Source organism: Demequina sp. NBRC 110051, from assembly GCF_002090055.1.
In the GTDB taxonomy this organism is placed as follows: domain Bacteria; phylum Actinomycetota; class Actinomycetes; order Actinomycetales; family Demequinaceae; genus Demequina.
Map to the genome: position 1 here is coordinate 172,406 of NZ_BBRH01000006.1, position 13,058 is coordinate 185,463.

At 67.3% G+C, this 13,058-nt stretch carries 7 protein-coding genes; all 7 read left to right on the plus strand.

The window, feature by feature from the left end; translation table 11 throughout:
- Nucleotides 1–138: 138 nt before the first annotated feature.
- Entirely contained in the window at nucleotides 139–6,594 is a 6,456-nt protein-coding gene (locus B7K20_RS00725; RefSeq protein ID WP_084099597.1) for a carboxypeptidase-like regulatory domain-containing protein, read from the plus strand.
- Nucleotides 6,595–6,714: 120 nt separating this feature from the next.
- A complete protein-coding gene (locus tag B7K20_RS00730; protein ID WP_234985639.1) occupies nucleotides 6,715–7,530 on the plus strand; it encodes an inositol monophosphatase family protein in 816 nt (271 codons plus the stop codon).
- On the plus strand, nucleotides 7,527–8,438 hold the full coding sequence (cysD, locus tag B7K20_RS00735) for a sulfate adenylyltransferase subunit CysD (RefSeq protein WP_084099598.1): 912 nt from the start codon (nucleotides 7,527–7,529) through the stop codon (nucleotides 8,436–8,438). The genes B7K20_RS00730 and cysD overlap by 4 nt, the downstream gene beginning before the upstream one ends.
- Nucleotides 8,438–9,682 carry a sulfate adenylyltransferase subunit 1 gene (locus B7K20_RS00740; RefSeq protein WP_084099599.1) on the plus strand — a complete coding sequence of 415 codons (1,245 nt, stop codon included), beginning with the start codon at nucleotides 8,438–8,440 and terminating at the stop codon, nucleotides 9,680–9,682. Before cysD ends, B7K20_RS00740 begins: the two co-directional genes overlap by 1 nt.
- Before the next feature lie 2 nt (nucleotides 9,683–9,684).
- Nucleotides 9,685–10,725, plus strand: a complete 1,041-nt coding sequence (locus B7K20_RS00745; protein ID WP_084099600.1) for a sulfite exporter TauE/SafE family protein — start codon at nucleotides 9,685–9,687, stop codon at nucleotides 10,723–10,725.
- The gene (gene cysC, locus B7K20_RS00750) at nucleotides 10,725–11,885 is read left to right on the plus strand and encodes an adenylyl-sulfate kinase (protein ID WP_084099601.1); all 1,161 of its coding nucleotides are present in this window, start codon (nucleotides 10,725–10,727) and stop codon (nucleotides 11,883–11,885) included. Before B7K20_RS00745 ends, cysC begins: the two co-directional genes overlap by 1 nt.
- A gap of 655 nt (nucleotides 11,886–12,540) precedes the next feature.
- Complete coding sequence (locus B7K20_RS12805; protein ID WP_144018453.1) at nucleotides 12,541–12,984, plus strand: endonuclease domain-containing protein; 444 nt, start codon at nucleotides 12,541–12,543, stop codon at nucleotides 12,982–12,984.
- The last annotated feature ends 74 nt before the right edge of the window (nucleotides 12,985–13,058 follow it).

Below are 13,058 nucleotides of genomic sequence, written 5' to 3' on the forward strand. Positions count from 1 at the left end.
TCAGAAAGACATTTCGGACATTTCTGCGGTGTGCGGCAAATGGCCTCTGTTCCGATTGACGGGGTGCAAATGCGCCGCTAGATTCGGGCCATCGTGCGGCGCCGTGCTGAGGGGCCGTTTCATTCCTGAGGGGGGATCTTGCGTTCTTACGCGTCCATTCCGCTGTCCCGTTACGCCGGTCGTATCGCTGCTCTGATCATCACGGCTCTGCTGCTGTCGCTGATGAATCCCGTGGGGGCACAGGCCGCCACGGGGACTGCCACCGTTACTGGTGCGGTTACCGTCGACGGCGAGTACGCCACCGAGGGCTGCCTCACGGTCTACCGGGCCTCGGACGAGAGCATCATCGCCGAAGAGTGCGACCTGAGCGCTGACTACAGCCTCGAGGTTCCCGCCGGCGAGGCCTTTGTGCTGCTCGTCAGCGGCGTGGCTGGATTCGAGGACTGGTGGGACGAGGCGGGCGAGGTCACTCTCGGTGAGGGTGAGACCTACGTCGCCGACTTCGCCTATGAGACCCCGGTGACGGGTGCACTTGCGGGCACCGTGACGGTGGGCGGCGAGGCCGCCGTCGACGGCTGCATCGAGCTCTATGACCTCGACGAGAACTGGGTCGACAGCACCTGTGTGGACCAAAACGGCGAGTACCTGTTCGAGGGCGTGGACGCCCAAGAGTTGTACGTGGACGTCTGGGGTTTCGCCAATGCCTCGAACGGGCGCCTGGACACGACCGCGACGGTCCTGGCCGGCGAGACCACCACGTTCGACATTGACTTGGCTGCGGCGACGACTCTGTCCGGCGTGGTGACGATTGAGGGCGGCGACATTGCGGTCAACGGTTGCGTTAGCGCCTACGACGCCGCCTCGGGTGACTTCCTCGACTCGTCCTGTGTCGACGAGTTCGGTGCCTACGCGTTCGCCGATCTCTCGGCCGAGAGCGTGAAGCTGAACCTCTTCAACTTCGACAACGCCGTGGGCGCGTGGTTCGACGGCGCCCAGTCCCGGACCGCGGCGACGCCTGTCTCGCTCGAGGCTGGCTCTGCGAATGTCCAGGATGTGGTGCTCGCGCCCGCCGGCACGCTCTCAGGTTCGGTGACCCTCACCAACGGTGAGGTCGCGCTCGAGGGGTGCGTCACCGCGTTCGACGCCGACGGCGACTGGTTGGGCGAGGGCTGCGTAGACGACCAGGGCCACTACGAGATCCTCGGTCTGCCCGCGGGCGACGTGTACCTGTACATGCAGGCCTTCGACTGGGGCCAGGACGAGTACCTGGGTGCTGTCGAGATCCGCGAGGACGCCACATCCACCACCGTGGTCGCGAGCGTGAACACCACGCTCGACATCCAGGTGTCCCTTGCCTCGGTCCTGACAGGAACCATCTCTGTCGAGGAGCTGGGTCTTGCGGCCAATGGCAACGTGTCTGTCTACGACGACCGCGGCGACTGGCAAGGCTCGGCCTCGATTAGTGAGGACGGCACCTTCCGAGTGGAGGGACTGCCGGACGGCAACCTCTACGCGCGGGTCACGGACGTCGACTGGGCGCTTGACCGCTGGTACGGCGACGTCGAGGACGAGGCGTACGCCACGCCCATCGTCGCCATCGCAGGCGAGGAGCAGTCGATCGACATGACGTTGCCCGGCGCCGGCGCGCTCACGGTGACGTTCCCGCAGGAACTTGCCGACCTCGACGCCGACGTGTGCGTCACGCTGTACGACCTGGACTACAACTGGGTCGACAATGATTGCGGGTCGGAATCCATCACGCTCACGGGCGTGCCCGGTGGCGACGTCACTCTGGAAGCGCGCATCAGCGGCGGACCCGCGTTGGGGTTCCTCGGTGCAGTGACCGACTTCTACTCCGCCTCGTTTGTCGCCGTTGAGGTTGGTCAGACGACGACCGCGGCGTTCGAGCCCGCGGTCGAGATCGGCACGGGAATCGTCTCCGGCACCGTGACGATGCCCGGTGGCGAGCCTGCGATGTACGGCAATGTCTCCGCCTACACGCCCGATGGTTTCCGCATCTCTCAAACCTCTCCGGACGAGAACGGCCACTATTCGCTGGGTTATCTCCCCGCGGGCGACGTGACCTTGAAGTTCGAGTACTTCGAAGGGGTCTCGACCATGTGGCTCGGCGGCGTGACCCGGCGTGCGGACGCCACCTACGTGACACTCGCCGAGGGCGAGCAGGTCACACAGGACGTCGAACTGCTGGACGGCGGCACCATCGCCATCACGATCGATGGCACCAGCGCGAACGGCTGCATCTGGGTGCAGCCCACGGACCCCGATGTCGATGTGTATGCGTCGGAGTGTGGACACGGGTCCGGTACGTACCTGCTGACCGGCTTGCCGGCGGGCGAGTACACCGTTGAGGTGTCCTTCGACGACGCTCTCACCGAGTATTACGGTGGCGGCCGCTACTGGGAGGATGCGGCCCCCGTCGAGGTGGTGGTGGGCGAGACCACTGAGATCTCGATGACGCTGACCCGGGCCTCCACGGTCGAGGGCTACGTGAGCCTCGACGGCGCCCCAGCTCTAGGTGGGTATGTCCAGGCGACCGATGCCGACGGAAACTGGCTCGGTTCCGACCAGGTGTCTGGATCTGGCTTCTTCAGCATCGACAAGCTGCCTGACGGCCAGGTCTTCCTCCAGCTGACCGACTTCGACGGTGCACCGTCGCAGTGGTACGACGCTGTGTACAACGTGTACGACGCGACGCCCGTGACTCTCCCGTACGGTGGCACGACCAATGTTGGCACCATTGCCCTTGCTTTGGGTGGTTCCATCTCCGGCACCGTGACCGTGGGCGGCGAGATCTCCACCGGTGGATGCGTCACCGCATGGGACCTCGACCAGTGGGAAGAGCTTGGTACCGCATGCGTCGATGAGAACGGCCACTACACCATCGACGGACTCGCCGGCGGCGACATCTACCTCGAGTTCACGGGCTTCGACGGCGCCTCCGACGCTTGGTACGGCGGTGGCGTGGAGTACGACTCGACCCCGGTTCAGGTGGGCGACACCGCCGACATGGACCTGCAGGCCGCGCAGATGCTGTCGGGGCAGGTCACCGTCACCGGAGGGGCCGCCGCACTTGATGGCCTCATCACTGCATATGACCTGAATTACGAGCTTCTCGACTCCACGTGGGTTGACGAGAACGGCGCCTACACGCTCCAGGTTCCCGCGGGTGACGTCAAGCTTCGCCTGCGCTACTTCAGCAATGGTGCGTCGGGCTGGTACGACGGTGTCGAGTATTTCGACGACGCCACGGTGGTCAACGTGCCGCAGGGCGGGACGTCCCTCGACATCGAGCTTGAGCAGACCGGCAGTATTTCGGGCAACGTCACCCTCGCCAACGGGGAAGCGGCCAGGAACGGTTCCGTATCCGCGTACGACGAGGATGAGAACTACGTTGCCGACGGCTGGGCCGACGAGAATGGCGACTTCGTCATCAACGGCCTGCCGGCTGGCTCGTACCGACTGTTGTTCGAGAACTTCGACAACGCCGCACGTACGTGGCACGGCGGCAGCTCCTTTGGAGACGCGGCGTCGGTGAGCGTGGTGGGAGGCGAGACGACCACCGTGGACCCGGTGCTCCCCGTCCCCGTCGTCCTGCAGGGCCAGGTCACTGTTGCGGGCGGCGAGCCGGCCACGGGCGGCTACATCGACGCCTACGACCTCGACTACAACGAGGTCGCCTTCGCCTGGGTCGACGACGAGGGCTACTACTCCCTGCAGATGAACCCGGGAGACGTCAAGCTGTACGCGAGCGGCTACGACAATGCCGCGCGCGGGTGGTTCGACGGCGTGGGTTCCTTCTACGACGCCACCACAGTGACGGTGCCCAACGAGGGTCTGACGCTCGACATTCAGTTGCAGCAGACCGGCTCTATCGCCGGAGCGTTGACGGTCCCCGGGGGCGAGCCCGCCACCAACGGCTGGGTCTATGCGTACGACGGCACGTGGGACTGGGTGGGTGAGGGCTGGGCCGATGACGAGGGCAACTTCTTCATCGACGGCCTCCCCGCCGGCTCCTACCGGCTCTGGTTCGAAGGCTTCGAGAACGCCGCGAAGGGTTGGTACGGCGGTGCATCCTTCGATGAGGCGACCCTCGTCACGGTTGCGGGCGGCGAAACGACCACGGTCGACGCCGAGCTCGGCGCTGCGGCGACACTGACCGGAACGGTCACCATGGAAGGTGGCGGATTCGCAGGCTACGGCTGCGTCGAGGTCTTTGACGCCAATCAGGACTGGCTCGGCAGCACGTGTGTCGAAGAGGACGGGACGTTCTCGCTCGGCGGGCTGTCGACCGGCAACGTCTACGCCTCCTTCTACGGATTCGACGGCGCCGACGAGTGGTACCAGGACGCGTCCAGCTTCGGTGGTGCGACGCCGATCGATCTCGTTGCGGGCGAAAGCACGGACATCTCGGCAGAGCTCGCCGTGCCTGGCACCCTCGAGGTGACGATGTCCGTTCCTGCCGAGAATGCTCCCGCAGGCGACCGGTACTGCGTCACCGCACGCACTACCGACGGCTCTTACCTCGCGTCGGCGTGTGGCGAGGGCTCTGTCGGCGACGGCGAGGTCCTCGAACTCACCGGACTGGGTACAGGCGCGGTCGTGCTGAGCTTCTCGGCAATGTCGTACGAGGGGTGGTCGCCTTCCACGGTCCAGTATCACTCGAATGCCTTGAACGCGGCCGATGCCTTGGCCGTCAACGCGGTCTCGGGTGAGACGGTCGCGGTGACGTTCCCGGTCCAGCCCGTGGGAGGGATCTCCGGAACGGTCACGCGGTCGGATGACTCGCTCGCCGAGGCGCCGACGGCGCGCCGCGAGGTGGTGGTCTACTCCCAGACCGGTGCCGGTGACTGGGAGCCGGTCGAGTGCAGCGAGTGCGGCGGCGAATCGCCCACGGCGCTGGGCTACACCGACGCTGCGGGTGACTATCTCATCGACGACTTGCCCGCGGGCGAGTACAAGGTGGGCTTCCGCGACCACTCGTCCAACACGGCCTTCCTGGAGGAGCAGCCGGGCGAGCCTGGTACGTACTTCGCCGGGGCATCGTCCCTCGACGATGCCTCGGTGGTGACGGTCACCGCAGGTTCCGTCACCGACGGCGTCGACGGCATCCTGGCCACCGAGCAGGTAGCCACGACCGCGTCGTTCTCCGGTCGCATCACGGGCCTGGGTGACAACGGGGCGGCCGATGCCGTCCTCACCCTGATCTCCGGGCTCGGATCCGTGGAGGTCACCACCGACCCGGACGGCTACTACTCCGCTGATATCGAGGTCGATCCCGGCGACGTGGTGCAGGCCAAGCTCGAAGGACTCGGCGTGTTCAAGTGGACCGGAGTCAATCCCGGCGATGTGCACACACGCGACCTGGCGCTGCCGTCGCTCGCGCAGTACACCGCGGTGTCGTCCACTGTCGACTTCACCGGTGACGGCGAGGGCGACGGGCTGTGGCAGAAGCAGGCAGCCAACCAGTACCGCCAGTGGATCGTGGTCGACGGAGTGACCGGTGAGCACCTCACCGCCGCCGCCGGATGGGGCACTGCCGGGATGACGTGGGTTGAGGACTACGACGGGAACGGCGCCGCCGACCTCTCGGTGGTGCTCGAGAACACCGGCCGCAGGTCCGAGATCTGGGTTTGGAGCCCCAGCACAGACTCCGTCGAGTACGTCTCGAACCTGGGCTGGGACACCGGCAGCGTGTGGGACCGCATGGACGTGGACGGTGACGGCGATCGCGAGATCGTGGCCATCCGACCCAACGCGATCACCAACACCTTCGCGTGGGTGTGGGATGACGAAGACGGTGCAGGCACCGTCGACGTGCGCACCCCCACGACCGGCGAGGTCACGTGGGAAGAGGTCGACGGCACTCCCGGCGCCGAACTGGTCCTGTCTGGATCCTGGGCCGACCGCATGAATGTCGTGGCCGTGGTCGACCTTGCGGATCGCACCAGCAAGGTCGCCAAGATGGGTTACAGCACCGATTCGGAGCTCACCACCTGGGACCGTGACGGCGACGGCACCGTCGAGTTCGAGGTGATTCGCCAGCGGGCAGACAAGAAGTCGGAGATCTGGCGCTGGGACGGCATGACCGCAACTCCCGCCTACTTCACCACCGGTTGGGGCGTGGGCAACACGATCCTTCGCGGCGACGTGAACGGCGACGACGTGGAGGACACGGTCATCGGGCGCAACCGCACCGGCCAGGCCCAGGAATGGTGGGTCCTCGACGGCGTCACCGGCGCGTTCGTGTACACCACGGGCAACTGGGACGACGGCGTGGAGTCCTCGCTCGACGACGTGACCGGTGACGGCATCGCGGACATCGTGACCTTCAAGGCACGCCCCGGCAAGGTGGCGCAGTTCGCGGTCATCTCGTGGACCGGTACCGGCTACACGACCGTGTGGCACAACCTGGGCTGGGACGCGACGTCGTACCGCACCGCGGACGTGACGGAGGACGGTACCTCCGAGCTCCTGTCGTACCGCGACAACGGCGAGAGCTGGCGCTGGGCCGTGAAGGACCTCACGACCGCACAGTCGTGGACGGTCGACACTGCCGCAGGCATGCTGCCCTAATGCTCATCGCCTTGGGGGCGGATCGACTCAGTCGGTTCGCCCCCGAGGTATGTGGTGGACCTCTGGCTCTCCAGTGCGTGACACGCCTACTGAAACGGTAGGGTTCTGAAACGACCACCGTTGGGGGAGATCACACTGACTGCTGTAGACGCCGCAGCCGCGGCTGAGATCGCGCGCGAGGCCGGCGAGGTGCTGCTCGAGGTGCGCGCCGGGTTCTCCGAGGACTTCGACGGCAAGGCCCGCGGCAAGGCCGGTGACGCGAAGGCGCAGGAGCGCATCGCGGCCCTGCTCGCCTCACGTTTTCCTGCCGATGCCGTGCTGTCAGAGGAGGCGCGGGACTCCGCCGAGCGCCTCACGGCCGACCGCGTGTGGATCATTGACCCCCTCGACGGCACCCGCGAGTACTCCGAGGGACGCGCCGACTGGGCCGTCCACGTCGCCTTGTGGACCCGGGGTGCCAAGCCAAGTGACGCGTCGGCCGCTGGAAGTTACCCCGGCGAGCTGACGGCGGCAGCCGTCGCCATCCCGGGCGAAGACCTGGTGCTCGACACGGAAACTGTGGACGGCATCGGCCCCCGAGACGGACGGATCCGCCTCGCCGTGTCGCGTTCGCGGCCGCCGGCCATCACGGAGCCTGTGCGCGAAGCCCTCGATGCCGAGCTGATTCCCATGGGCTCCGCGGGCGTGAAGATCGCCGCCGTGGTGCGCGGCCAGGTCGACGCCTACGTGCACGCGGGCGGCCAGTACCAGTGGGACTCGGCCGCGCCCATCGCCATTGCCCGTGCCGCGGGGCTGTTCTGCTCCCGGATCGACGGAACGCCCCTTGTCTACAATGAGGCCGATCCCTACCTGCCCGACCTGGTCGTGTGCCGCCCCGAGCTTGCCGAGCGCATCCTCGAGGCCATCGCCGCCGCAACGTCTGGAGAAGAAGCATGACCCAACCCGCGTCCCACGCGTTGAGCCAGCTCGACGCGCTCGAGGCGGAGGCCATCCACATCATTCGCGAGGTTGTCGCGCAGATGGAGAGGCCCGCCCTGCTGTTCTCGGGAGGCAAGGACTCGATCTGTCTGCTGCACCTCGCGATCAAGGCGTTCGCCCCGGCCCCCGTGCCCATGCCCGTGGTGCACATCGACACCGGCCAGAACTTCCCCGAGGTCATCGAGTACCGCGACCGCGTGGTCGAGCAGTACGGCCTGAAGCTGGTGGTGGGCTCCGTGCAGGAGGCCATCGACGCGGGCAAGGTGCGCGAGGCGCCCGACGGCTCGCGCAACCGCATTCAGACGCCGGTGCTGCTCGAAACCATCGAGGACAACCGCTTCGACGCCTGCATGGGCGGCGCCCGCCGCGACGAGGAGAAGGCCCGCGCCAAGGAGCGTGTGTTCTCCTTCCGCGACGAGTTTGGCCAGTGGGACCCCCGCAACCAGCGCCCCGAGCTGTGGAACCTCTACAACGGCAAGGTGCACCCCGGCGAGTCCATCCGCGTGTTCCCGCTGTCCAACTGGACCGAGCTGGACATCTGGGACTACATCCGCTCGCGCGAGATCGAGGTGCCCTCGATCTATTACGCGCACGAGCGCGAGGTGTTTGTCCGCGACGGCATGTGGATGGCCGCCAACGAGTTCGCGGTGCCGCCGGAGGGCGTGCCGACCGAGGTCCGCATGGTGCGTTACCGCACCGTGGGCGACGCGACGCTGACCGCGGCCGTCGAGTCCCAGGCGGACACCATCGACAAGATCATCGAGGAGACGGCGGCTACCCGCCTGACCGAGCGCGGTGCCACCCGCGGCGACGACCGAGTGTCCGAGGCCGCCATGGAGGACCGCAAGAAGGAGGGGTACTTCTAATGGACCTTCTGCGTTTCGCTACCGCCGGCTCCGTCGACGACGGCAAGTCCACCCTCATCGGCCGTCTGCTGTACGACTCCAAGTCGATCTTCGAGGACCAGCTTGAGTCCATCGAGCTCGCGTCCAAGAACCGTGGCGCCGAGACCACCGACCTGGCGCTCCTCACCGACGGCCTGCGCGCCGAGCGTGAGCAGGGCATCACGATCGACGTGGCTTACCGGTACTTTGCGACCCCCAAGCGCAAGTTCATCATCGCGGACACTCCTGGTCATCAGCAGTACACGCGCAACATGGTGACCGGCGCCTCGACGGCGGACCTGGCGATCATCCTGGTGGACGCCCGCAAGGGTCTGACCGAGCAGTCGCGCCGCCACGCCACCATCTCCTCGCTGCTGCGCGTGCCCCACGTGGTGCTCGCGGTCAACAAGATGGACCTGGTGGACTGGTCCGAGGAGCGCTTCGACGAGATCTACCGCGAGTTCACGGAGTTTGCCTCGAAGCTCGATATCCCCGACCTCACCGCCATCCCGGTGTCGGCCCTGCTGGGCGACAACATCGTGGACCGTTCCGCCAACATGGACTGGTACGGCGGCACGTCGCTGCTCTATCACTTGGAGAACGTGCACATCGGCTCCGACCGGAACCTGCAGGACGTGCGCTTCCCGATCCAGTTCGTAGTGCGCCCGCAGACCGCCGAGCATCCGGATTATCGGGGCTTCGCGGGCCAGGTGGCATCCGGCATCCTGAAGGTGGGCGACGAGGTCATGGCGCTGCCCTCGGGTCTGTCGACCCGTGTGGCCGCGATCGACGGGCCGAATGGTCCCGTCGACGCCGCGTACCCGCCCATGTCGGTGACCGTGCGCCTCGAGGACGAGATTGACCTGTCCCGTGGCGACATTCTGTGCCGCAAGGGTAACCACCCGGAGCCCACGCAGGACGTCGAGGCGACGGTGTGCTGGATGGACGCGTCCGCGCTGAAGGTGCGTGACAAGGTGTCGATCCTCCACACCTCGCGCATGGCGCGCGCCATGGTCAAGGACATCGCCTACGAGCTCAACGTGAACACCCTTCACCGCGACCAGGAGGCGACCGAACTGGGTCTCAACAGCATCGGCCGTGTGTCGCTCCGTGTGACGTCGCCGCTCCTGGTGGACGACTATGCCGAGAACCGCATCACGGGCTCCTTCATCCTGATCGACGAGGCGACCAACCGCACCGTCGGCGCCGGAGTGATCCGCAACTAACGATGGAGATTGCCCTCCTCGTCCTCGCGGCGCTCGGCATCGGCGTGGTCGTCGGGCTGACGGGCATGGGCGGCGGCGCCCTGATGACGCCGACGCTCGTGTTCTTCTTTGGCATCCCGCCGGTGACCGCCGTGTCCTCCGACGTGGTGGCGTCCGCGTTCATGAAGCCCGCGGGCTCGTGGGTGCATATTCGGAACAAGACCGTGAACTGGCAGCTAGTGCGGTTGTTGGTGTACGGGTCGGTGCCGTCCGCGTTTTTGGGCGTGGTGGCGGCGCACTTCCTGATCGATCCCGAGGCGCTGCAGAGCTTTGTGAAGCACGCGCTGGGCGTGGTGCTAGTGATCGCTGCGGGCGGCTTGGCCGTGCGCGCGTATCTGCGACTGCGCGAGCGGGCGATGGTGCGCGACGGGCGGGCGACGGCGCTGCCGTTCGACAAGCCTGTGGTGGTGCCGCGTCCGGTGCCGACCATCCTGGTGGGCGTGTTCGGCGGGCTCATGGTGGGGCTAACCTCCGTGGGCTCTGGCTCGCTGATCATCATTGCTCTGATGGCGCTGTACCCGGCGCTGAAGGCGAACCAGCTGGTGGGAACCGACCTGGTGCAGGCGGTGCCGCTGGTGGTCGCTGCCTCGGTAGCGCACCTCGCGTTTGGTGACGTGGACTGGTCGGTGACGCTGCCGGTGATTGTTGGCTCGATCCCCGGCACGTACCTGGGAGCGCAGCTGTCCTCGCGGGTCTCCGGCGGGATCGTGCGCCGCGCGCTGGTCTTTGTGCTGACGCTGTCGGGCCTCAAGATGATGGGCCTGTCGAACACCATCGCGTTCTCCGTGGTGGGCGCCCAGATGGTGCTCGGCACGCTCGCGTGGGGCTGGATCCGTCACCGCCTGGGCTTCGCCTTCTTTACGTTCCAGGAGAAGGGCGGGGCGGCGACGGAGTTGTCGGCTGATTCGTCTTCGTCTGGTTCGTCGTTGTCCTCGTCTTCGTCCTCGTCTTCGGACGAGCTGTCTTCGCCCGCGTCCCCGGCCGACCCCCACCAGGAGAAGTGATGCACGGCGTTCGCCTGAGCCCACTGCAGCTCAATGAACTCGAGTTGTTGCGCATCGGCGCCTACGGCCCGACCCCTCGATACTCGCTGCCGGCCGCTGGGGCGACCCAGGCATCGGCCGCCGTCAGTGCCTCCCTGGTAGCGGGCGCGCATATCGCGACGCTGCGAATCCCGGACATGGCACCCGGGCGGACGGTGACCCTGCTCGACACCGAGGCGACGCCGATCGCGACGGTCGAGGTTTCGGACAGGCGGACCTCGGCCGCGGGCACGTGGATCGCTGGGCCGGTGACGATGCTGCGCGAGCCGTCACTGCCGGTACTGGCTGAACTGCGCCCCGGCGCGTTCGACGACCTCGCGGAGGACGCGACCCTGGTGATGGGACGGTTTACCGGCGGGTTGTCCGGGACCGTGATCGTGCTCGATGAGGGGGAGCCCTCGGCGCTGTCGGCGTCGGTGCGGTCATTGAAGCGTGACGGACTGGACGTGCGGGTGCTGCCGCGCCCGGCGGCCGAGCATGTGTCGGGCGACGCCTCAGTCGAGCTGCTCGAGCACCTCGCCTCCGTGGTGTGTGCCTCCAACGTGGTGGTGCAGCGCGGGTCCACGCGCGCGCCGGGCGATGGCGCGGTGGTGCTGTTCACCGGGCTGTCCGGATCCGGCAAGTCGACCATCGCGCGTCAGGTCACTCGCCGCCTGCGCGCCGAGGGTTCGCAGCGCGTGACGCTCCTGGACGGCGACGAGGTGCGGGCGATGCTGTCCTCCGGCCTGGGTTTCTCGCGTTCCGACCGGGAACTGAACGTGCGCCGCATTGGCTGGGTGGGGTCGCTGGTGTCGTCGCATGGAGGCATGGCGATCTGCGCTCCCATCGCGCCCTACGAGTCGATGCGCGCCGAGATGCGCGCCATGGCCGAGCGCGTGGGCCGCTTTGTGCTGGTGCACGTGGCGACTCCGTTGGAGGTCTGTGAGGAGCGGGACCGCAAGGGGCTGTACGCGGCCGCGCGGCGCGGGGAGATTGCGGAGTTCACCGGCATCTCCGACCCGTATGAGACGCCCACTGATGCGGACGTGGTGGTCGGCGCCAACGGTGAGTCGGTCGAGGAGTGCGCTGCGGCGGTGGTGCGCTACCTGACGGCTTCCGCGGGCGGCGACTACACCATCTGACCGGGCTCCCGCCTGCCCCGCGTACCGCTCAACACACAGCTGGTGCGCGTGGGGCGCATGTGGCCCGTGTGCATGCACACCAGCCCTGCACGCCCCATCAGCCCCAAGTGTGTGTTGAGCGGTACGGGGGACGCCGACAGCGGGACCGGGCAGCGCGATGCCCAGGCGCCGTCCACAGGCGTGCGGTTCCGGGTCGTTCTCCCCAGACACGCGGGTGCCAGCCCCCTTCATGGCGCGGGTCGCGCACGGTGGGGCGATGGACCCGGTGCGCGCCGTCATGAGGCTCGGCGGCGCCGCGCGCCGCGGCACACTCCTTGCGCAAGGGGTCTCGAGGCGCGCGATCGATGCCGCCGTGCGTGACGGCGCCCTGTCACGGCCGCTGACCGGAGTGCTCACTCTGCCGCATACCTACGCCTATGCGGCTCACGCCTGCTACTTCGACGCGCGGGTGACGTGTGTCAGCGCGGCGCGGGAGCACGGGCTTCGGTTGCTCGATGCCCCAGAAGGGCTTCACTTGGAGATCGCGGCGGGGCGCGGCGGCACGGCGAGTGACTCGAAGGCGCGTGAGGGGGTGTTGCTCCACAGGACGCGCACCCACACACCCGGGAACCGTGTGGTGTCCGTAGGACGAGCGCTCGACATGATGAGTCACTGCGTGAGCCCCCTCGCTCAGTTGGTCGCCATCGACCACGCGCTCGCGCTAGGTGCCCTGCGGCGCTCCCAGATCGCAGACTTCACCGTGACGCCGCTCGCCAGAAGGCGCTGGCTAGAATGTGCGGCGGATCCCGGTGCGGGGTCAGTGCCGGAGACATGCGCGCGAGTGGCCATGCGCGCAGCAGGCCTGCATGTGGTGGTCCAGGCTCCACTCGGCAACGGCAAGCGCGCGGACTTCCTCGTCGAGGGCATTCTGTACGTCGAGATCGACGGCAAGAGCTACCACAGCGACCCTGGCCAGTTCACTCAAGACCGGCGGCGCGATCGCGGGATCGTCGCCGAGCGGGGGAGCGTCATCCGCTTCGCCTATGCGGATGCCGTGTATCACCCGGACCGCCTCGTGGCAGATGTCGTGGCCTGTCTGGAAGCCATCCGGGCCCGGTGAGGTCACCGCCCCCGTACCGCTCAACACACGGCTGGTGCGCGTGGGGCCTCTGCGTGTGGTGTGAATCCTCATGC

Bases quoted from the DNA above. Each gene is read 5' to 3' on its own strand.
- cysC (WP_084099601.1), top strand. From the start codon at position 10,725: ATGCACGGCGTTCGCCTGAGCCCACTGCAGCTCAATGAACTCGAGTTG.
- B7K20_RS00740 (WP_084099599.1), top strand. From the start codon at position 8,438: ATGGACCTTCTGCGTTTCGCTACCGCCGGCTCCGTCGACGACGGCAAG.
- B7K20_RS00745 (WP_084099600.1), top strand. From the start codon at position 9,685: ATGGAGATTGCCCTCCTCGTCCTCGCGGCGCTCGGCATCGGCGTGGTC.
- cysD (WP_084099598.1), top strand. From the start codon at position 7,527: ATGACCCAACCCGCGTCCCACGCGTTGAGCCAGCTCGACGCGCTCGAG.